Raw genomic sequence first — 19,166 nt, 5'->3', positions numbered from 1 at the left:
AAGCAACCCCCGTGCCAACCCGCCGCACCCCGGAGATACCGAGCATTTTATGCATTTCCGGCGGATTGCCCCGGCGGATCATTCGGCAGGGGTGGAGCCTCTTTCCCACCAGACCGGCATCTTCTGCCCACTCCAATCGTTCGGGGCAGGAAATCCCTGCCGGGGATGCCGGGCAGACGATGTCAGGCAGTGGTGGGCAGGCAGCGGAGGGCGGCCGGCAAAAGGCTCCCCCCTCCCGTCACACCACCCGGTCCGGCGCCGGCCGGCCGGCCGTCACCGCGTCGACATTGTCCAGCGCCTTGAACCCCATGGCGTTCCGCGTCTCCACCGTGGCGCTGCCCAGATGCGGCAGCAGGAAGGCGTTGGGCAGGTCGCGGTAGCCGGGATGCAGGTTCGGCTCGTTCTCGAACACGTCGAGCCCAGCCGCCGCGAGGCGCCCCCGCTTCAGCGCATCGATCACCGCGCCGTCGTCCACCACGCTGCCGCGCGCGGTGTTGATCAGGATGGCGCCGGGCGGCAGTCGTTCGATCCGTTCGGCGTTCAGCCAATGTCGGGTTTCCGCCGTGGCCGGGAAATGAAGCGACAGGACATCGCACACCGGCAGCATCGCCTCGGGGTCGGCATGGTAGGTGGCACCCAGTTCCAGCTCCGGGGCCAAGCGACGGCGGTTGCTGTAATGGATGGTCATGCCGAAGGCGCGGGCGCGGACCGCCACCGCCTGCCCGATGCGGCCCATGCCGACGATGCCCAGCCGCTTGGCCCCGACATGGGTGCCCATCAGCTGGGTTGGGGTCCAGCCGGTCCAGGCGTTGGCCCGGATCATCCGCTCGCCCTCCGAGGCGCGGCGCGCCGCCCCCAGCAGCAGAAGCAGGGCGATGTCGGCGGTGGCGTCGGTCAACACGTCAGGCGTGTTGGTGACGGTCAGGCCGCGGGCGCGCGCCGCCTCCAGGTCGATGTGGTCGGTCCCGACCGAGAAGGTCGCCAGCACCCGAACGCTCTGCGGCAGGGCGGCGATGGCGGCGGCGTCCAGCCGGTCGCCGGCACAGCAGAGCACGGCATCGGCCCCGACCTCCGCGGCGCGGGCGGCGATCTCCTGTCCGCTGAAGGCGCGGTCCTCCGGGTTGAGCACCGCCCGGTAGTCGCGCGAGGCCCGCGCCTCCACCGCATCTGGAAGGCGGCGGGTCAGCAGCAGCACGGGCCGGGCGGAGGAGTCGGAGACGGGACTGTCCGACTGCGTCACGGGCTGCACCTCGGCAGGGCTTGTCATTCCGGCGGTTCCCTTCCATTGATAGGACATTCGGGTGGCGGGCCTTTCGGACCGCGGCAAAAACACCCATACTCCACCAAGAGCCGTCAATCACCTGTGGATCCCGTCTTGCTCGACCGTCTCTCTGCCCTTCCGGCAACCGTTGGTGCGGTCTTCGCAGCCGCCGTTTCCGCCGGTGCGCTTCTCGCGGCCTCCCCTGTCCTGGCTCAGCCGGCCGCGACCTCGCTGGCGGCGGTGGCGGCCAAGATCCAGCCCCACCGGGCGATCTACGCCATGTCGCTGGGGTCGGCGCGCAACGGCTCGAAGGTCAGCGACGTCCGCGGCCGCATGATGTTCGAATGGGCCGACGCCTGCGACGGCTGGACGACGGAGCAGCGCTTCCAGCTGCGCTTCGTCTACAGCGAGGGCGAGGACATGGCGATGAACACCAACTACACGACGTGGGAGGCGAAGAACGGTCTGCGCTACCGCTTCAACGTCCGCAAGCTGGTGAACGGCGAGGTCGACGAGGAGGTGCGCGGCGAGGCGAACCTGAGCGAAGGCGGCGCCGGCAGCGCCCAGTTCACCAAGCCCGATCCGCAGGAGATGGAGTTGCCGGCCGGCACCATGTTCCCGACCGCCCACACGCTGGCGATCCTGGATCATGCCGAACGCAAGGAGCCCTTCTTCACCCGCACCATCTTCGACGGCTCCGACGCGGAGGGCCCGACCGAGGTGTCGACCGTCGTCGGCAAGCCCGGTGCGCCGAAGGACGCCGGAAAGGATCCGCTGCTGAAGGTGGGCAAGGCCTGGCCGGTCCGCATGGCCTTCTTCCCGGTGCAGAGCGATTCGGCCCAGCCGGAGTATGAGATGAGCCTGCATCTGCTGGAAAACGGCATCGCCGAGTCCATGCAGATCGACTATGGCGATTTCACCGTCAACGCCGTGCTGGAAAAGATCGAGGCTCTGCCGAAATCGGGCTGCTGAGAACGCTGCCGATAAGCCGGCAGGCCGTGACATTTCACCGTGCGTTTACCGGCCTGTGGGATATTCGACGGTTTCTCTGTTGATCGCGACATGTTGCTGCGCTTAACTGTCGGTTGAGTTTTGCGCAACAGGCCGGCTCCCCCATGGGTGACCGGCCGTCCGAGGGTTTTCCGTCATGAGCAAGAAGCATGTCCAGATCGGGCAGGTCTTCCAACCGGTCGGCAGCGCCGGCGGCCGCGGTTGGCGGGTGACGGCAACGGTCAACCTGCTGGGCATCCCCCACGCCCGCGTCGTCAGCACCGAGGACGAGGGCGTCTCGAAGACCCTGAGCTGTTCAGTCCTCGCCGACACCAGCCATTACCGCCTGATCGCCTCGGCCCCGGCCGATGGGATGGCGGCGTAAGAGCCATTTGTTTTCGGGCAAGTCATTCGCCCTGTCCCGCGCGTCGGCGTAGGACGGGGCGAAATCGCTTTCCCTACTCCTCTCCCCGCCGCTCGCGCAGCTTGGCCCAATAGTCCAGCCGCTTGCGCAGATCGCGTTCGAAACCGCGCTCCACCGGTTGATAGAACTCGCGCCGCGCCATGCCGTCGGGGAAATAATTCTGGCCGGAGAAGCCCTCCGCCGTGTCGTGGTCGTACTCGTATCCCTTGCCGTAGCCGATGGTCTTCATCAGCTTGGTCGGTGCGTTCAGGATATGCTTGGGCGGCATCAGCGAGCCGGTCTCCTTCGCCGCCCGCACCGACGCCTTGTAGGCGGTATAGCCGGCGTTCGACTTCGGCGCCGTCCCCAAATAGATGACCAGCTGTGCCAGGGCCAGTTCGCCCTCCGGGCTGCCCAGCCGTTCATAGGCCTCCCACGCGGCAACCGCCTGGGTCAGCGCGTTGGGGTCGGCCAGCCCGATATCCTCCACCGCGAAGCGGGTCAGACGCCGCGCGATGTAGCGCGGGTCCTCGCCGCCGTCCAGCATGCGGCTGTACCAGTAGAGGGCAGCATCGGTGTCGGAGCCGCGCAGCGACTTGTGCAGGGCGCTGATGAGGTTGTAGTGCCCTTCCTGCGACTTGTCGTAGAGCGGGGCACGGCGCTGGATGGTGGCGGCGAGCGCGTTGGTGTCGAGTATCGTTTCACCCGGCAGCGCGAACAGCTCCTCGCACAGGTTCAGGCAGAAACGGCCATCGCCATCGGCCATCGCCTTCACCGCGGCACGCGCATCGGCGTCCAGCGGCAGCGGCCGGTCCATCTCCGCCTCGGCCCGCGACAGCAGCTTTTCCAGCGCAGTGTCGTCCAGCCGGTTGAGCACGAACACCTGCGCCCGCGACAGCAAGGCGGCGTTCAGTTCGAAGGACGGATTCTCGGTGGTGGCGCCGACCAGCGTGACGGTGCCGTCCTCGACGAAGGGCAGGAAGCCATCCTGCTGGGACCGGTTGAAGCGGTGGATCTCGTCGATGAACAGCAGCGTCCCCTGCCCCGCCACCCGACGCGCGCGCGCGGCGTCGAAGACCTTGCGCAGGTCGGCGACACCGGAGAACACCGCCGACAACGGTTCGAAATGCAGGTCGGTGCTGTGGGCCAGCAGGCGGGCGATTGTGGTCTTCCCGCAGCCGGGCGGCCCCCACAGGATCATGGAGGCCAGCCGCCGCGCCGCGACCATGCGGCCCAGCGGGCCGTCGGGCTTCAGCAGATGATCCTGCCCGACGACCTCGTCCAGCGTGCGCGGACGCAACCGGTCGGCGAGCGGACGGGGAGCCGCCGCAGAGAACAGCCCGGCATCCCCGCCCGACTCGCCGCGTTTTGCCATGACCGCCGCCTCAGCGCACCGAGGTGCAGCGCTGGTAGCACTGCTTCAGCTGGTAGCTGCAATTGTCGGTCGGGCTGAAGGGAGTCGAGTCGGTGCGGTCGATGCCACCCTGGTTGCGGGCCGCGACCGAGTCCATGCAGGAATTGTGGCTGCGCTCGCACTGGGCCTGGCAGGACGCGCCGGCACCGGTGCCCCCGTCGATCCGCAGCGACTGGTCGTCGGCGCCGGCGCGCGGGGTGGACGGTCCCGGGACCACGGTAACGGTGGGGGCCGGGCCGGCGGCGGGGCGCGAGGCCGGATCGGCGCAGGCCGACAGACCGAGCAGAGCCACGGCCACGAGCGGGGCAACGAGACGGACCGGACGGAACATAGCCACGACGGCTCCTATTGTTCTTGTTGTGGGAATGGCCTTTGGCATGACGGAATGCCACACCCCTCTGGACCATCCCCCATTCGGTCCCCACTATGCCGATAACCGTAGCAAGAAGGGAATGACTGAAATGACACCGGAATCGGACGGCAGATCGACACGCAACCCGCCGCGCCACCGGTCCTTGCGGCTGCTGCTTGCGCTGCTCGTCCTCGGCCTCGTCATGCTGGCCTCGCGCGTGCTGGCGCTGCCCAACATCGGCATGGGGGAGATGATCGTGCCGCTGCTGGGCGGTCTGTTCGTGGCGGTTGCCATCGTGCTGATCGTGCGCCGCGACCGCGCCGACCGCGACGCCCTGCCCCCGTCCCGGCGTGACCGCCAGGACCAGGGCATGCCGGACTGAATAGAGGGAACCGTGTGATTCACGCTTCGGGCATTTCCGCTCGAAGCGATCTCACTCCGGAGCGTTCAGACGAACTTGAAGCTGAGGAGGCCGCCGACCACCACGACCAGCAGGACGGTGGCCACCAGCATCAGGCGCTTTTCGATGATGTGCTGAACCTGCGGGCCGTAGAAGTGCAGCAGGATGGCGATCATGTAGAAGCGGGAAAAGCGCGCGACGATGGAACAGAGGATGAAGACCGTCAGGTCGAGATGGGCGAAGCCGGCGGTGATCGTCAGCAGCTTGTAGGGGATCGGCGTCACCCCCTTCAGGATCAGGAACCAGGGGCCGAACTCGGAGAACATCTCCTGAAAATGCTGGAACGACTCCTGCGCGTTGTAGAAGTCGATGATCATCCGCCCGACGCTCTCGAACAGATAGAAGCCCAGCGCATAGCCCAGCATTCCGCCGAGCAGCGACGCGAAGGCGCAGATGTTGGTGTAGAACCACAGCCTCTTCGGCTTCTCCAGACACATCGGCACCAGCATCACGTCCGGCGGCAATGGGAAGAAGGAGCTTTCGGCGAAGGAGATCGCCGACATCCACCAGACGGCATCGTCGCGGGCGGACAGGCGCTGGAGGCGTGTGTAAAGAGAACGCAACATTTGACCGGCCACAAATGAGAAAACCCTTCCTCCGGCGAACCGGAGGAAGGGTCTAATATATCACCGATATCGGCGATCCCGTCCTGTGCGATACGGGGCCCTGGGACCCGATGCCGCACAGGGGGTGAGACCGGCGCGATTGCCGGTCATGTTACTCGGCGGTCTCGCCTTCGGCCTCGGCGACGTCCTGCGTCGGGCCGGAGTTCTGACCCTTGGCCGAAACGTCACGCTCGACCAGCTCGAACACCGCCATGTCGGCGGCGTCGCCGTAGCGGAAGCCGGCCTTCAGGACGCGGCTGTAGCCACCCTGACGGTCCTTGTAGCGGTCGGCCAGGACGGTGAACAGCTTGGTCACCGTCTCGTTGTCGCGCAGCTGGGCGAAAGCCAGACGACGGTTGGCCAGGCCACCCTTCTTGCCGAGCGTGATCAGCTTGTCGACGATCGGACGCAGGTCCTTCGCCTTCGGCAGGGTGGTGGTGATCTGCTCGTGCTTGATCACCGCGTTCGCCATGTTCGAGAACATGGCCTTGCGGTGGCTGCTGGTCTTGCTGAACTTACGTCCCGAAACGCCGTGACGCATGGCGGTCCTCCTTCATGGCATGGCCCCCCTCGGGGAGCCGATCGTGAACCCCGCCGCCCAGTCGTAATGCTGGTACGGCAGCCGGGTCGGGCCGTGGCGGCCCTGGGGAATGCGCCCCTCCCGCCCGGAGACGGACGGGGCGCGGCAAACGGCGAGATGCTTAGTACGGCTCTTCCAGACGCTTGGCCAGCTCTTCGATGTTCTCCGGCGGCCAGTTCGGGATTTCCATACCGAGGTGCAGGCCCATCTGGGACAGCACTTCCTTGATCTCGTTCAGCGACTTGCGGCCGAAGTTCGGGGTGCGGAGCATTTCCGCCTCCGTCTTCTGCACCAGGTCGCCGATGTAGACAATGTTGTCGTTCTTGAGGCAGTTGGCCGAACGGACCGATAGCTCCAGCTCGTCCACCTTGCGAAGCAGGTTCTTGTTGAACGGAACCTCCTCGTGCTTCTCCTCGGAGACGGCGTGCGTCGGCTCCTCGAAGTTGATGAACAGCTGCAGCTGGTCCTGCAGGATGCGGGCGGCGAGAGCCACCGCGTCGTCCGGCTTGACCGAACCGTTGGTCTCCACCGTCATCGACAGGCGGTCATAGTCGGTGACCTGCCCGACGCGGGCATTGTCGACCTTGTAGGACACCTTGCGGACCGGGGAGAACAGGGCGTCGATCGGAATCAGGCCGATGGGCGCGTCTTCCGGACGGTTCTGGCTGGCCGGGACGTAGCCCTTGCCGGTCTCGACCGTCAGTTCCATGTTCAGCCGCGCGCCGTTGTCCAGCGTGCAGATGATCAGTTCCGGATCCATGACCTGGATGTCGGGACCGGTCTCGATCATGCCGGCCTTTACCTCGCCCGGGCCTTCGGCACGCAGGCGCATGCGCTTCGGGCCGTCGCCGCCCATGCGCAGACCCATCGTCTTGATGTTCAGGACGATGTCGGTTACGTCCTCGCGGACGCCGGGGATGGACGAGAACTCGTGCAGCACGCCGTCGATGTGGATCGACGTGACGGCGGCACCCTGCAGCGAGGAGAGCAGGATGCGGCGCAACGCGTTGCCCAGCGTCAGACCGAAGCCGCGTTCCAGCGGCTCGGCGACCACGGTCGCAAAGCGGTCGGCGTCGTCACCGGGCTGAATGTCCAGCTTGCTCGGCTTAATCAGTTCCTGCCAGTTCTTCTGAAGCACGGATCGACCTCAAGATGCCATCGGGTGAACACGAACCCGCGGGGCCCGAACCATTCCCATGCTGAGGGGGCCGCGATGGCTGCGGCCCCCTGTCCCGGAACGGTCGGTCCCCGCGGGTGCGGAAACAAAGCTAAATCAGACGCGACGCTTCTTCGGCGGGCGAACGCCGTTGTGCGGGATCGGCGTGACGTCGCGGATCGACGTGATCTGGAAGCCGATCGACTGCAGGGCGCGGAGCGCGGACTCACGCCCCGAACCCGGACCCTTCACTTCGACTTCCAGGGTCTTCATGCCGTGTTCCTGAGCCTTGCGGCCAGCGTCCTCGGCAGCGACCTGGGCGGCGTAGGGCGTCGACTTGCGCGAACCCTTGAAGCCCATGGTGCCCGACGACGACCAGGCAATGGTGTTGCCCTGCGCGTCGGTGATGGTGATCATCGTGTTGTTGAACGAGGCGTTCACGTGAGCGACGCCGGCGGTGATGTTCTTGCGCTCGCGACGACGCAGGCGCTGAGAAGCGGCGGAGGGCTTGGCCATTTTGCGTTCGTCCTCTTACTTCTTCTTGCCGGCGATCGGCTTGGCCGGACCCTTGCGGGTGCGGGCGTTCGTGTGGGTGCGCTGGCCGCGGACCGGCAGGCCCTTGCGGTGACGCAGGCCACGGTAGCAGCCCAGGTCCATCAGACGCTTGATGTTCATGGCGACTTCACGACGAAGATCGCCCTCGACGCGGTAGTCGGCGTCGATGGTCTCGCGGATCTTCAGGACTTCGTCGTCCGTCAGCTCGTTCACGCGACGCTCGGCCGGGATTTCCAGCTTCGCGCAGATTTCCTTGGCCTTGAAGGGGCCGATGCCATGGATGTAGGTCAACCCGATCTCCACGCGCTTCTGCGCGGGGATGTTGACGCCAGCAATACGCGCCACGCTACTCTCCTCAGTCTCGATATCTCAACGGCAGCCCGTCGGGCCGCCTACACACCGAGCAAATCCCGCCCGACACAAGACCGGGACCGGGAACGCACAATGTTACCCGCCACCCATGCAGGGCAGCGAGAGGGTGCGACTATAGGAAAACCCTGGAACTTGTCAAGGCCGATTACCGGCAGCAGCCCGACCGCCGGTCATTCGGCGGGAACCGGCACCCGAACCGCAGCCGGGACCGGCTCCTGGCCGGTTCCGGCCTCCCCAACTGCGATATCGGCGACCGCGACCGGCCCCACCGGTGCCCGGCCGGCATTCAGCAGGGCACGGTCGCGCAGCACCTGCGGCAAGTCCATGCTCAACTTCAATTCGATGTTCCGCCAGATCTGGCGCAGGCGCTGGACGTGCAGATCCTCGCCGATGGACAGCACCACCGATTCGAGATTCTCCATCGTGATGCCGCGCTCGGCCAGCAGCACCCCACCCTTCCCGTCCGTCTTGGGACAGTTCAATGCCTGGACCAGCCGCGGCCGCGACTCCGGGCGGCTCATGAAGCGTTCCACGTCGAAGATGGTGCGGATGTTGATGACGCGCAGCGCCTCGATCTGGTCGAGGTCGAGCGCCAGGATCAGCTGCGCCTGCGCCACCCAGTCCATCGTCTCGTAGATGCCGTAAGGTGTTTCGACGAACAGCAGGATCGGGTTGGCCGTGGCGAGATTCTGCACGTCCTCGATCTCGAACTCCGCCAGCCGGAACTTGATGGCCGAGTCGATGCCCAGGATCATGTCGATGGGATACTCACGGATGAAGCTCTGCGCCCGGGGATCGATCCGCCGGATCTGCAACTGCGGCACCCGGCTCAGCAGGGTTTGCAGACCCAGCTTGGGAAAGAAGCCGACCAGAAAGGCGACCAGCAGTTCCGGCACGCGGTCGCCCACCGCCTGCTCCGGCACCATCTGCGCCAGGTCCATATAGGCGTGATGCAGTGTGACCGCGGTAATGCAGGCGAGGATGATGTGCCCTGTCACCCGCAGGAAGGAGATCGGCGACAGATCGTAGTTGGAGATTCGGCGGATCAGATAATCGATCGACCAGACATAGGCGCCGAAGAAGGAAAAGGACAGCACCGCCACGGTCTGAAGCTGGTAATGAACCATGTCGATCCGCGTGATGCCATCGACTCCATACAAGGTCATGCCACTGAACAGGGGCTGGAAATGGTCCAGCCGGTCCTTGCTCAGCAACATGCCGCTGGAGGTCAGGAAACCGCTGAAGGACACCATGATGAAGACCAGAACCGGGAAGAAATAGGCCCGCCATTCCGACGGCTGCGTCCAATCCGGCCCCTGCGGCAGCGCGCGGTATTTGTAGGCGGCGAATTCGAAGGACGGAATCAGCTGGTCGTGATCCTGCCCTTCGATGCGGAAGACCGATTCGAGATCGGCAATGATCTTCTGGCGCACGTTCTTGATGTTGCTGCGGCCAATAAAGATCGTCAGCGGCAGGATGAAGGACAGGCAGAGCAGGCCGAGCGCGCTCAACACCCGCAAGTCACCGATCATCTGGATCGCATGGTCGAACATCCCGCCTCCGCCCGCGACGACGGCACATCCATCCGTCATGGACGCGCGGTCATGACACATCGACCGCATGGCGGTCGTAGCACCGGATGCTATACCCCTATAGCGGGTTTTTCATGATAGTTCTGCGCGCGATAGCCAGCGGGGCGATTGGGAGCGTCGGCCGGCCGCCTACAGATCGGTTCCCGCCCGGCGATTGCGGATCGCATCGGCCTGCGCCCGAACCCGCGCCAGATGCGGATTGATCTTCAGCGCCGCGTCGAAGGCACGCAAAGCAGGCCTCTCGTCGCCCAAAGCCAGATAGACCAACCCCAACTCCACCAGCGCCCCAAAATGGCGGGGCTCCAGCGACAGCGCGCGATGCAGATCCAACATGGCGCCGCGGTAGTCGCCCAGCATGTAGTGGGTGGCGGCGCGCTTGTTCCAACCTTCCGCATAGGACGGGTCGCGGGCGACCACGGCGTCGAACGCGTGCAGGGCCGAATCGTAGTCGTCGCCGTTCAGGCTGTTCACCCCGGCGCGCATGTCGCGCACCATCACCGGGTCGGGATGATCGAGCCAGAAGTCCCAGATATGCTCCTCCACCGATTCGGCATAGGTCGCGTCGGTGGTGGTGTTCAAAGCCTGGAAAAGACTGTCCAGACGCATGTTCCCCTGCCCTGCCCCGGCCGGCACCCCGAGGGTCAGCGTCAAAAGCACAGTCAAGGAAAAGAAGCGTCGAATCGTCATGCTCCAAATTTGGGCACGGATTCGCCGAACTGCCAACTATTTTTTGGTTGCAAAACGATAATGAATTGGTCATTGGCCGCCGTTCCGGTGCCTTAGGCCGCCGACCTATGTCCCTTATGCCATCGGTGCAGACGACGGATCGGCTTGGAACGGAAGGCCTTATGCCGCTGTTTCCATCCTCCGTCCCTTGAAACGGCGAACGGCCGGCGGATCGCTCCGCCGGCCGTCTGCTTTACCGGATGTCTCCCGATTGCCAGCCCCGAAAAGTCGGAGCCAAGCGATCAGGCGGCCTTGTTGCGGCCGGCCACGATTTCATCGGTGACGTTGCGCGGCACCGGCTCGTAGTGGCTGAACTCCATCGTGTAGGACGCGCGCCCCGAGGTCATGCCGCGCAGCTGGCCGATGTAGCCGAACATTTCGTTCAGCGGGACATTGGCCTCGACGGCGATGTTCGAACCACGCTCCAGCTGGCCCAGGACGGTGCCGCGACGACGGTTCACGTCGCCGATGACGTCGCCCAGGTAATCGTCGGGGGTGACGATCTCGACCTTCATGACCGGCTCGAGCAGGATCGGACCGGCCTTCGGCAGAGCCTCGCGGAAGCAGGCCTTGGCGGCGATTTCGAACGTCAGGGCGTTCGAGTCGACGTCGTGGTACTTGCCGTCCACCAGGCGGGCGCTGAAGTCCACAGTCGGGTAGCCGGCGAGGACGCCGTCTTCCTTCTGCATCTCCAGACCCTTCTTGACCGACGGAACGTATTCGCGCGGAACCGTGCCGCCGACCGTCTCGTCGAGGAACTCGAAGCCCTCGCCCCGCTCGCGCGGCGCGAAGACGATCTTCACCTCGGCGAACTGGCCCGAACCACCGGTCTGCTTCTTGTGGGTGTAGGTGTATTCGACCGGCTTGGTGATCGTCTCGCGATAGGCGACCTGGGGCTTGCCCATGTTGCCTTCCACGCCGAACTCCGTGCGCATGCGGTCGAGCGTCACTTCCAGGTGCAGCTCGCCCATGCCGCGCAGGATGGTCTGGCCGGTTTCACGGTCGGTCTCCAGGCGGAGCGACGGATCGGCGCGGACCATCTTGCCGAGCGCGATCGAGAACTTCTCCTGCTCGCCCTTGGTCTTCGGCTCGACCGAGACGCTGATGACGGGGTCGGGGAAGCGCATGCGCTCCAGGATCACCGGCGCGGAGGCGTCGCACAGCGTGTCACCGGTCTCGGTCTCCTGCAGGGAGACGAGTGCGATGATGTCGCCGGCGCGGGCTTCCTCGATCGGGTTGGCGTCCTTCGCGTACATCTCGACCATGCGGCCGATCTTCTCGCGCTTGCCGCGGGTCGAGTTCAGGATCGACATGCCCTTGGTCAGCACGCCCGAATAGACGCGGACGAAGGTCATCGAGCCGTAGGTGTCGTTCAGCACCTTGAAGGCCAGCGCCGAGAAGGGCGCGTCGTCGGAGCTGAGACGCTCGCCGTTCGGGTTGCCGTCCTCGTCCACCGTCTTGATCGCCTCGACGTCGGTCGGGGCCGGCAGCAGATCGACGACCGCGTCCAGAACCTGGCAGACGCCCTTGTTCTTGTAGGACGAGCCGCAGAGCACCGGCGTGAAGGCGCTGGTGATGGTGCCCTTGCGCAGGCAGGCGCGCAGCACGTCGGGCGACGGGTCCTCACCCGATTCCAGATAGGCTTCCATCGCCGCGTCGTCCTGCTCGAGCGCGGTGTCGACCAGCTCGGCGCGGAGCGCCGGGATGCTGGCGATGTTGTCCAGGTCTTCCTTGACGGTCAGGTTGAGCTTCTGGGCGAGATCGTCGGTGATCTCCCAGATTTCCCACTTGGCGTCCTTGTCGTCCGAGAACCAGACATACGCCTTCATCTCGACCAGATCGACCATGCCGCGGAAGTTGTCTTCCGAGCCGAGCGGGACCTGGATGCAGACCGGGCGGGCGTTCAGGCGGGCCTTGATCATGCTGACGCAACGCTGGAAGTTCGCGCCCGAACGATCCATCTTGTTGACGTAGCAGATGCGCGGCACGTTGTAGTTGTCAGCCAGGCGCCAGTTCGTTTCCGACTGCGGCTCCACGCCGGCGACGCCGTCGAACACCACGACCGCGCCGTCGAGCACGCGCAGCGAGCGGTTCACCTCGATGGTGAAGTCGACGTGGCCCGGGGTGTCGATGACGTTGATCTTCTTTTCGCGCCAGAAGGTCGAAACCGCGGCCGACTGGATGGTGATGCCGCGCTTCTGCTCCTGCTCCATGTAGTCGGTCGTCGTCGACGTCTTCAGATCCTTCGTCTCGTGGACGTCGATGATCGTGTGCTTGCGACCGGTGTAGTACAGAATGCGTTCGGTGGTCGTCGTCTTGCCCGCGTCGACGTGGGCGATGATGCCGATGTTCCGAATGTCAGACAGTGGCGTTTGGCGCGGCATGTTGCGGTTCCATTGCAGTAACGCGACAACCGAAGCGCGACCGTCAGGGGTCGTCCGCTTCGGCGGCAGAGGTTGGTCGGGGTTTTACGGGCGATCTGTTAAGGCGTCATTAACATTCCGTAAACCGACAAGCAATTTGTCGGAATATTGAAGCGCGCGGCCCTCACAGCGTTCGGGCCACGCCGGCACACCCCAACCGAGGCTGCCGGGTCGCCCCGTTTCCGCCGCCTTATTTAGCAGCGGTGACCTGAATTTCAACGAGATACTGGGGTGCGGCCAGCTTGGCTTCCACCGTGGCGCGGGCCGGCGGATTGGCCGGATCGACCCAGGCGTCCCAGGCCTTGTTCATCGCGCCGAAGCTGGCGATGTCAGCCAGATAGATGGTGGCCGACAGCAGCTTGCTCTTGTCGCTGCCCGCTTCCGCCAGCAGGGCGTCGATCTGGGCCAGGATCTGGATGGTCTGACGCTCGACGTCGGGCGTCGGCTCGTCGGCGACCTGACCGGCGAGATAGACCGTGTCCTTGTGGACGACCATCTGGCTCATGCGCGGTCCGGTGTGGAAGCGCTGGATCGACATGACGGAAAGACTCCGGGTTCCGGGGCTGAAAAGACGCGGGTACGTCTATGCCATTCGGGGCCGCGCGCGAAGAAAAAAATGCGCATCCGCCGCTCAGGGCTGACCCGCGGCGGTATCCTTCGCCAAAAGTGCGGCGAAATGCGCGGACGGGACCGCAAAATTGCGCACGGCCGGTGCGTTTCCGGCGGCGACGCCGACTCCGGCGACCGCCCACCCCCCGCCGCTCGCCCCGATGCCATCAGCCCCGGCGGCGCCCGCCGTCCGCACCAGCAGCGGCCCGCCGCTGGTCCCGCGCGTGGCGTCGCAGTCGTGCACAAGAAGCCCGGCGCTTTCCCCCAGCAGATGGCAAGCGCTGTCGGCCATCAGAATCTGCGCCCGATCCTGGCTGTAGCCACCGAGCATCAGCGGCATGCCGGGCCGCAGCGGCGCCACGCTGACGGGGAGCGGCGGCACCTGGTCCGGCGCTGGTTCCGCCAGGGTCAGCACCGCCCAGTCGCCGGCGAGCATCGGCACCGCCGCAGCCGGGTCGTAAGCGGGGTCCGTCGCCACCCGCGCCACCGTGACATGGCGGGTGAACTCGCCGCGGTCATAGCCGAACAGGACATGCAGCGACGACGCCTGGAGGAAGCGCCGGGTGCGCGGATTGAACAGGCAATGGCCGGCGGTCACCACCGTGCGCCGGCCGACCAGCGCCCCGGTGCAGCGTCCGGCCAGATTGGTCTGCACCCGCACCACGCTGCGCCAGGGATCGGCGGCGGCATCGACCGGCACCCGCCGGTCGCCCGGGCCAACGCCGGGGAGCAGGGGCCGCTCGGCATGGGCCACGGGCACGCCTGCCAGCATCGTCAGACCGGCCAAGGCTGCGACAACAGCGCCGTGCCGAAAGCCACGCCGGCCGCGCGCATGTTCTTGCTCCGTTTCCTTCATTCCCGTATCCTCCGGCGCATGGCGACGCTGATCATCACCGAGAAATCCAGCCAGGCGAAGGACCTGCGCGCGGCCCTGGGCGACCGCTACGGCCGCATCCTGCCGGCTGAGGGCCATCTGCTGCGGCTTGCCGAGCCTGACGAGGTCGATCCCGCCTGGAAGCGCTGGTCTCCGACCCTGCTGAAACCGGACGGTCTTTATCCGACCCGGCCCGACCAGGGCGGCAACAAGGCGGCGAAGCTGCAGGCGATCACCGCCGCGCTGCGCGGCTGCGACGAGGTGATTCTCGCCACGGACTGCGACCGCGAAGGCCAGTTGATCGGCCAGGAAATCCTGGAGCATGTCGGCTATCGCGGCAAGGTGCGGCGCGCGCTTTTCACAGCCCAGGATCCCAAGACCCTGCGCGACGCCTTCGCCACGCTGAAGCCGAACGACAGCATGCAGCCGCTCTACGAGGCCGCGGTGGCGCGCCAGCAGGCCGACCAGATCTACAACCTGTCGCTGACCCGCACGGCGACCAAGACCCTGCTGGCCCCCGGCACCCGCGGCGTCATCGGCATCGGCCGGGTGAAGACCCCGACGCTGGCCATCGTCTGCCTGCGCGAGCTGGAGATCCGCAACTTCAAGCCGGAGGATTACTTCGAGGTGGTGGCCACCGCCACCGTGGCGGAGGGCAGCTTCCAGATGCGCCATGCCCCAGCGCCGAAGGACCGCATCAAGGACCGCGCCACGGCCGAGGCAATCGCGCGTGCCGCCGACAACCACCGCGGCCCGCTGACCGTGACGATTGAGGAGAAGCGGCAGGCGCCGCCCAAGCTGTACGACCTGCCGTCGCTGCAGAAGACCTGCGGCCAGCGCTGGGGCTGGACCGCCGACCGCACGCTGGCGGTGGCGCAGGAGCTGTATGACGGCGAAGGCAAGAAGCTCATCACCTATCCGCGCGCCGAGGCGCGATACCTGTCGGAGAACCAGATCGCCGATGCGCCGGCCATCGTCGGGGCGCTGACCCGGCTGCGCGGCTTCGCGCATCTGGACATTTCCCGGCCGGTGATCCGCAAGGGCAAGTCCGGCCATTTCTGCGACAAGGCGCTGGAAGGCGTGTCGCACCATGCGGTGATCCCCAACGTCAATGTGCTGGACGATCTGGAATCGCGGCTCTTCCGGCTGAGCGATGACGAGAAGCGGCTGTTCGCGCTGATCTGCCGGTCGTACCTTGCGGCGGTGATGCCGGATTACGAGTATCGCCAGACCAGCGTGACCATGCCGGTCCCGGTGCCGACGCCCGGAGGGGCCAAGCCGGTCGCCTTCCGCGCCGTCGGCCGCATCCCGTTGAAGCTGGGCTGGAAGGCCGCCTTCGGCTCGGCTGAATCCGATGGCAAGCCGGAGGAGGAGACCGAGCAAACCCTGCCGCCGCTGACCGACGGCGAACTGGCGACCCTGAGCCATCCCAAGGTGGAGGCCAAGCGCACCCAGGCGCCGCCACGCTACAATGAAGGCACGCTGGTCGATGCCATGCAGAATGCCTGGAGGTTCGTCGAGGACCCGCCTCTGCGCGACCGGCTGAAGGAGGCCAAGGGCATCGGCACCCCGGCCACCCGCGCCGAGGTGATCAAGGGTCTGCGCAAGCAGAACCTGCTGGGGGCGGACGGCAAATGGCTGGTGCCGACCCCGGCCGGCCTGCATCTGTTCGAGACCCTGCGCGCGGCCGCCCCGACCCTGGTCGATCCCGGCACCACCGCACTGTGGGAAATGAAGCTGGACGAGGTGGTGACCGGCCGTGCCGATTTCCGCCGCGTGATCGATGCCATCGCCAGCGAGGCTCACCGGCTGATCGGTGCGCTGGTCGGACAACGCGGTACCGCGCTCGACCTCGGCCTGCCTGCGCCCAAGGCGCGATTCGCCCGCCAGGGCGCGACCGCAAGGGGGAAGGCAGCCCGCGGCGCTGCAGCAGCACCCGGTGACGCGGCCAAGCCGGTGCGCCGGCGAATGCGCAAAGCCACGGTTTCCATCGACGGGGAAGCTGTGGCGCCGAAGCCGCGGCGCACCCGCAAGGCAAAGGCCGATGGCAATGCCCCGCCGGCTGCCGCCGTTGCGGAAAGCACTCCGGTTGCCGATACGCCGATCTCCGACGCACGGCTTCGGCGCGAACCGACCGAGCGCATGCTCGCCTTCGCCCGCAGTCTGGCCGAGCGCAAGGGCATCGCCCTGCCCGACCCGTGCCTGCGCGATTTCGACCAATGCCGCAGCTTCCTGGATCAGCATGCCCGCTGAGCACCCTTGAATGGCGAGGGCGGCGGTTGCGTCGTCGCCTGGATTAGCGCGTTTTCGGCGATATTGGTTGCTGGATTTCATCCACTTTTCGAGCAATTTTCATGGGATACTCAATCATTGCCGAGCGCTCCCATGAGATTTTACCGTCGGGCTTCGCGTACTGTCACAGCCGCCGCGCTGACGCTGGTTGCAGCAGTCCCTGCGCTGGCCCAGAGCTTGCCGAGCTACGGCGGCGCCGGCGTGACGCAATGCATTCCCTTTGCGAATTTCCAGCCGGTGTCCTTCACCGACCCGCCGAAGCTGAATTTCAGCATCGCCGGCGACAGCACCATCCACACGGTGACGATGGACACCGGATCGGTCGGCGTCGCCATGTCGGCCACCAACATCCCGAACTACGAGACGCTGAAGACGGCGCCCGGTGCCAAGCCGGGAACCCAGTTCCTGTCGAGCAGCAAGGTTCTGTGGGTCGGCACCTGGGTGCCGATGACGGTGACCCTGTATGACCGCGCCGACAACAAGGTCGCTACCTCCGAGGTCTTCATTCTCGGCGTGGAGAAAGCCGGCACCTGCGACAGTTACCAGCATGACCAGCAGATCTGCCCTGGTCTGCCGGCGCCGGCCAAGCCGGTGCTGTACATGGGTGTCGGCTTCGGCCAGGAGGCGGATTTCCAACCGCAGGGTACGCCGGACAAGAACGTCCTGTTGAATCTGCGCAGCGTAAACGGTCAACCCATCGCCGACGGCACGCTGAACGCGGGCTACATCATCGGCCGGCAGGGCATACAGGTCGGATTGACCGCCGGCAACACGTCGGGCTTCCGCTTCGCCAAGCTGGCCCGTTATGCGCAATATCCCGGCGACTGGATGATGCCGCAAGGCTGCATCACCGTGAATCCGGAGGTGAACCGCGATGCCAACGGCCCGATCTGCACATCGGCCAACATCCTGATGGACACCGGCATTCCGCAAAGCTACGTGACGCTGCCGCCGACGATCCAATTCGATACGGTGGAGCAGACCGATCTAAGCGAGCCGACGAAGACGGTGAAGGTGCTGGCTCCCGGGACTTCTGTGGCCGTCAACATTCCAACCGCCGCCGATCCAATCGCCATAGACGCCTTCTTCGTTGGTACCGGAGCGCCGAACGAACCGGCGCAGGTAATCCCCTCCAGCACCGAACCGCCACCCCCCGCTCCCAAGAAGGCGCCCTTCATCAACACCGGCCGCCACGTCCTGCGGCAGTACCAGTTCCTTTACGACGCCAAGCAAGGCTATGTCGGCATGAAGGAACAGCCGAACCTCTGCGGCGAACAGTAAGCGTAACAAGGGGCGCCTACCTGGCGGATTCGCAGCGCGCCCCTTATCGCGGGACTTAATGGCCGCTGCTCCACACAGCGGCCTCCCAGGCACGCCCAAGTTCGAAGAGACCGGAACATCCCCCTGCAGCGTCGGCTGGGGGGGTGGACTGCAGGCGGAATCGTCTTCGTCAAGCCGAGGGCGGAGATCAGAATTTCCTGGAGGGGCTCCAGCCGGGCGAGGTCCTGCATGACGACAATGACCTGCCCTTCGCGCGCCGGCATCACCGCGACGAGTTGGACGGCGACACCGTCACAGACCGGGACGAAGGCCTCACCGCTGCGGCCAGCCGCTACCGACGCGATGGCTTGGTGCAGGCGGGCCGCACTTTGCGCCTCCCCAGAGGTCAACCGATTGCCCAGGCCGCGCTCCAGCACACCGCCGATGCGCAGACGGCGCACCATGAGCGAAGAGCTGTCAATGAGCCGGGCATCGGCGGTTACGACCGCAGATGCCACCCCCATCCGCTCCAGCAACGCCGCAATCGTCGCATGAGCCCGGTTGTCCATCGAAAGCGCCTTGCAGACTTGGCACGGACGAGTCGTCGACGTCGTACAGGGAACGTCGAACCGGCACCCAAATCTGCGCGTTTCAGTCGGCGTTCAGCCCGGGTTTGATACCGGTCATACGGAACGCCGTCTTAGAGCGCGGCTCAAAACCTCTCCTGGGATGATCAAAAACAATGGCTTGGAACCACAAAGGCAAGGTTTTGTTCCGCGCTCTTAGTTGCGGCGAAATTGGAAGCTCCGCTCTCTCGCCTGCGCCATCTTTGCGTAAGCGAGGTGTGCTTCCGGGTCGACAAGGATGGCCGGCTCGGCAATCCGGCCGCGCTGGACGCCGACCTGAAAAATATCGTCGACCGTGATGACTGTGGACCAGTCATGCTGGTGATGCGGCTCCCGATCCTCTGAATTCGCGAATATGACGACGTCCCGCTCATAAATCAGGATCGATCCCCTCACATCGGCTGCGATTTTGATCAAGTCGGAAAGCTTTGCCGGGATCTCGGTTGTTCCCATGGGCTTCCGGAATTCTCGAGCGGCAAATCCGCATTGCCAACGCTACTCACGGGTGGCACGATCAAAATGGCAATTCTGCCACTGAGTGGCAAATTTCGAGACTTGCACACCAGAACTGTTGCTGTCGCGCAACGCATATAAAGCGGCGCACAATGCCGCAACA

General features: G+C 65.6%; 19 protein-coding genes. 5 read left to right on the top strand and 14 right to left on the bottom strand.

The annotated features are described in order from the left end of the window. Nucleotides 1–238: 238 nt before the first annotated feature. Nucleotides 239–1,267, bottom strand: a complete 1,029-nt coding sequence (locus tag ABNQ40_RS21660; protein ID WP_109490928.1) for a D-glycerate dehydrogenase — start codon at nucleotides 1,265–1,267, stop codon at nucleotides 239–241. A 108-nt stretch (nucleotides 1,268–1,375) separates the two neighbouring features. On the opposite strand from ABNQ40_RS21660, the gene ABNQ40_RS21655 reads away from it, so the two are divergent. Continuing rightward, entirely contained in the window at nucleotides 1,376–2,233 is an 858-nt protein-coding gene (locus ABNQ40_RS21655; RefSeq protein ID WP_109490927.1) for a cell envelope integrity EipB family protein, read from the top strand. A gap of 175 nt (nucleotides 2,234–2,408) precedes the next feature. Continuing rightward, complete coding sequence (locus tag ABNQ40_RS21650) at nucleotides 2,409–2,636, top strand: hypothetical protein (RefSeq protein ID WP_098739542.1); 228 nt, start codon at nucleotides 2,409–2,411, stop codon at nucleotides 2,634–2,636. A 73-nt stretch (nucleotides 2,637–2,709) separates the two neighbouring features. Here ABNQ40_RS21650 and ABNQ40_RS21645 read toward each other — a convergent pair whose 3' ends face one another. Both ABNQ40_RS21645 and ABNQ40_RS21640 read right to left on the bottom strand, forming a co-directional pair. Then, nucleotides 2,710–4,029, bottom strand: coding sequence for a replication-associated recombination protein A (locus ABNQ40_RS21645; RefSeq protein ID WP_109049825.1), 1,320 nt, complete (start codon nucleotides 4,027–4,029; stop codon nucleotides 2,710–2,712). Between the two features lie 10 nt (nucleotides 4,030–4,039). Continuing rightward, complete coding sequence (locus tag ABNQ40_RS21640; RefSeq protein WP_146255487.1) at nucleotides 4,040–4,405, bottom strand: hypothetical protein; 366 nt, start codon at nucleotides 4,403–4,405, stop codon at nucleotides 4,040–4,042. 124 nt (nucleotides 4,406–4,529) lie between these two features. Between ABNQ40_RS21640 and ABNQ40_RS21635 the strand changes: the two genes are divergently transcribed. After that, on the top strand, nucleotides 4,530–4,802 hold the full coding sequence (locus ABNQ40_RS21635; protein WP_109049823.1) for a hypothetical protein: 273 nt from the start codon (nucleotides 4,530–4,532) through the stop codon (nucleotides 4,800–4,802). A gap of 65 nt (nucleotides 4,803–4,867) precedes the next feature. Here the strand turns inward: ABNQ40_RS21635 and ABNQ40_RS21630 are convergent, their stop codons facing one another. The 10 genes from ABNQ40_RS21630 to ABNQ40_RS21585 form a co-directional block, all read right to left on the bottom strand. Beyond that, nucleotides 4,868–5,446, bottom strand: coding sequence for a YqaA family protein (locus tag ABNQ40_RS21630; RefSeq protein ID WP_098739538.1), 579 nt, complete (start codon nucleotides 5,444–5,446; stop codon nucleotides 4,868–4,870). Nucleotides 5,447–5,597: 151 nt separating this feature from the next. Next, nucleotides 5,598–6,026 (bottom strand): 50S ribosomal protein L17, encoded by a 429-nt coding sequence (gene rplQ / locus ABNQ40_RS21625; RefSeq protein ID WP_109049822.1) that lies wholly within the window; start codon nucleotides 6,024–6,026, stop codon nucleotides 5,598–5,600. A gap of 160 nt (nucleotides 6,027–6,186) precedes the next feature. After that, nucleotides 6,187–7,203: a DNA-directed RNA polymerase subunit alpha gene (locus tag ABNQ40_RS21620; RefSeq protein ID WP_098739536.1), complete on the bottom strand. Its 1,017-nt coding sequence runs from the start codon at nucleotides 7,201–7,203 to the stop codon at nucleotides 6,187–6,189. A gap of 135 nt (nucleotides 7,204–7,338) precedes the next feature. Further along, nucleotides 7,339–7,737 (bottom strand): 30S ribosomal protein S11, encoded by a 399-nt coding sequence (rpsK, locus tag ABNQ40_RS21615; protein WP_012974490.1) that lies wholly within the window; start codon nucleotides 7,735–7,737, stop codon nucleotides 7,339–7,341. Nucleotides 7,738–7,752: 15 nt separating this feature from the next. Further along, nucleotides 7,753–8,121: a 30S ribosomal protein S13 gene (rpsM, locus tag ABNQ40_RS21610; protein ID WP_012974491.1), complete on the bottom strand. Its 369-nt coding sequence runs from the start codon at nucleotides 8,119–8,121 to the stop codon at nucleotides 7,753–7,755. A gap of 197 nt (nucleotides 8,122–8,318) precedes the next feature. Beyond that, on the bottom strand, nucleotides 8,319–9,701 hold the full coding sequence (locus tag ABNQ40_RS21605) for a hypothetical protein (RefSeq protein WP_109049821.1): 1,383 nt from the start codon (nucleotides 9,699–9,701) through the stop codon (nucleotides 8,319–8,321). 168 nt (nucleotides 9,702–9,869) lie between these two features. Next, nucleotides 9,870–10,346 carry a tetratricopeptide repeat protein gene (locus ABNQ40_RS21600; RefSeq protein ID WP_247879776.1) on the bottom strand — a complete coding sequence of 159 codons (477 nt, stop codon included), beginning with the start codon at nucleotides 10,344–10,346 and terminating at the stop codon, nucleotides 9,870–9,872. Nucleotides 10,347–10,708: 362 nt separating this feature from the next. Continuing rightward, nucleotides 10,709–12,850, bottom strand: coding sequence for an elongation factor G (gene fusA / locus ABNQ40_RS21595; RefSeq protein ID WP_098739534.1), 2,142 nt, complete (start codon nucleotides 12,848–12,850; stop codon nucleotides 10,709–10,711). Between the two features lie 229 nt (nucleotides 12,851–13,079). Further along, complete coding sequence (locus ABNQ40_RS21590; protein WP_109049819.1) at nucleotides 13,080–13,427, bottom strand: RidA family protein; 348 nt, start codon at nucleotides 13,425–13,427, stop codon at nucleotides 13,080–13,082. 93 nt (nucleotides 13,428–13,520) lie between these two features. Then, nucleotides 13,521–14,285 (bottom strand): trypsin-like serine peptidase, encoded by a 765-nt coding sequence (locus tag ABNQ40_RS21585; protein WP_391348846.1) that lies wholly within the window; start codon nucleotides 14,283–14,285, stop codon nucleotides 13,521–13,523. An 87-nt stretch (nucleotides 14,286–14,372) separates the two neighbouring features. Between ABNQ40_RS21585 and ABNQ40_RS21580 the strand changes: the two genes are divergently transcribed. Further along, complete coding sequence (locus ABNQ40_RS21580; RefSeq protein WP_109490982.1) at nucleotides 14,373–16,625, top strand: DNA topoisomerase; 2,253 nt, start codon at nucleotides 14,373–14,375, stop codon at nucleotides 16,623–16,625. Between the two features lie 6 nt (nucleotides 16,626–16,631). Next, nucleotides 16,632–17,945 carry a hypothetical protein gene (locus ABNQ40_RS21575; RefSeq protein WP_146255500.1) on the top strand — a complete coding sequence of 438 codons (1,314 nt, stop codon included), beginning with the start codon at nucleotides 16,632–16,634 and terminating at the stop codon, nucleotides 17,943–17,945. A gap of 761 nt (nucleotides 17,946–18,706) precedes the next feature. Here ABNQ40_RS21575 and ABNQ40_RS21570 read toward each other — a convergent pair. After that, nucleotides 18,707–19,003: a hypothetical protein gene (locus ABNQ40_RS21570; RefSeq protein ID WP_109050275.1), complete on the bottom strand. Its 297-nt coding sequence runs from the start codon at nucleotides 19,001–19,003 to the stop codon at nucleotides 18,707–18,709. Nucleotides 19,004–19,166: the final 163 nt, after the last annotated feature.

Origin of the sequence: Azospirillum sp. A23 (genome assembly GCF_042938965.1) — a bacterium.
In the GTDB taxonomy this organism is placed as follows: domain Bacteria; phylum Pseudomonadota; class Alphaproteobacteria; order Azospirillales; family Azospirillaceae; genus Azospirillum; species Azospirillum melinis.
The sequence above is the reverse complement of the archived record's forward strand: the minus strand, read 5'-3'. Positions and strand labels throughout refer to the sequence as shown.

Coding starts and splice junctions, on each gene's coding strand:
- ABNQ40_RS21660 (WP_109490928.1), bottom strand. CDS start 1,267: ATGACAAGCCCTGCCGAGGTGCAGCCCGTGACGCAGTCGGACAGTCCC.
- ABNQ40_RS21650 (WP_098739542.1), top strand. CDS start 2,409: ATGAGCAAGAAGCATGTCCAGATCGGGCAGGTCTTCCAACCGGTCGGC.
- ABNQ40_RS21645 (WP_109049825.1), bottom strand. CDS start 4,029: ATGGCAAAACGCGGCGAGTCGGGCGGGGATGCCGGGCTGTTCTCTGCG.
- ABNQ40_RS21635 (WP_109049823.1), top strand. CDS start 4,530: ATGACACCGGAATCGGACGGCAGATCGACACGCAACCCGCCGCGCCAC.
- ABNQ40_RS21630 (WP_098739538.1), bottom strand. CDS start 5,446: ATGTTGCGTTCTCTTTACACACGCCTCCAGCGCCTGTCCGCCCGCGAC.
- rplQ (WP_109049822.1), bottom strand. CDS start 6,026: ATGCGTCACGGCGTTTCGGGACGTAAGTTCAGCAAGACCAGCAGCCAC.
- rpsK (WP_012974490.1), bottom strand. CDS start 7,737: ATGGCCAAGCCCTCCGCCGCTTCTCAGCGCCTGCGTCGTCGCGAGCGC.
- ABNQ40_RS21605 (WP_109049821.1), bottom strand. CDS start 9,701: ATGTTCGACCATGCGATCCAGATGATCGGTGACTTGCGGGTGTTGAGC.
- ABNQ40_RS21600 (WP_247879776.1), bottom strand. CDS start 10,346: ATGCGTCTGGACAGTCTTTTCCAGGCTTTGAACACCACCACCGACGCG.
- fusA (WP_098739534.1), bottom strand. CDS start 12,850: ATGCCGCGCCAAACGCCACTGTCTGACATTCGGAACATCGGCATCATC.
- ABNQ40_RS21590 (WP_109049819.1), bottom strand. CDS start 13,427: ATGTCGATCCAGCGCTTCCACACCGGACCGCGCATGAGCCAGATGGTC.
- ABNQ40_RS21580 (WP_109490982.1), top strand. CDS start 14,373: ATGGCGACGCTGATCATCACCGAGAAATCCAGCCAGGCGAAGGACCTG.
- ABNQ40_RS21570 (WP_109050275.1), bottom strand. CDS start 19,003: ATGGGAACAACCGAGATCCCGGCAAAGCTTTCCGACTTGATCAAAATC.